The 555-nt window shown below is 49.7% G+C and carries 1 protein-coding gene; it reads left to right on the top strand.

Translation table 11 applies throughout. The features are described from left to right. Positions 1-555: tRNA (5-methylaminomethyl-2-thiouridine)(34)-methyltransferase MnmD (gene mnmD / locus R7Z49_RS26910; protein WP_318112721.1), on the top strand; the 555-nt coding region annotated here is incomplete at both ends.

The raw sequence follows: 555 nt of genomic DNA, 5'->3' as shown, positions 1-555 counted from the left end.
GGCCGGAGTTGGCTGAGTATGCAGAAAAGCTGCAAAAGCACTACCCTGCTGCCGTACCTGAGTGTCACCGAATTGTGCTTGAAGATGGCGCAATTACACTCGACCTTTGGTTTGGCGACATCAAAGACTGCATGCCCCAAGTCCCATACAACGAACAAGGTTTGATTGACGCTTGGTTTTTAGATGGATTCGCACCAAGTAAAAACCCAGAAATGTGGAACCAAAATCTGTTCAACAACATGGCTAAGTTGGCCAAGCAAGACTGTACAGTTGCCACTTTTACCGCGGCGGGCTTTGTGCGTCGAGGATTGAACGAAGCTGGCTTTGCAATGAAAAAAGTCAAAGGCTTTGGCACCAAGCGTGAAATGATCGCAGGTTCGATGGAACAACGCGAAAAGCAATCGAACCATCTTGCGTGGTTCAATCGCACGGCGTCCAGCAATCTTGATTCGATTGCCATAATCGGAGGCGGTATTGCCAGCGCGGCGTTAGCGAAAACGTTGGTTCGTCGTGGCCAAAACGTCACGCTTTACTGCAAAGACACTCAACCAGCCG

Source organism: Vibrio sp. 1562, assembly GCF_033340155.1.
GTDB classification, from domain to species: Bacteria; Pseudomonadota; Gammaproteobacteria; order Enterobacterales; family Vibrionaceae; genus Vibrio; species Vibrio alginolyticus.
The sequence above is the reverse complement of the archived record's forward strand: the minus strand, read 5'-3'. Positions and strand labels throughout refer to the sequence as shown.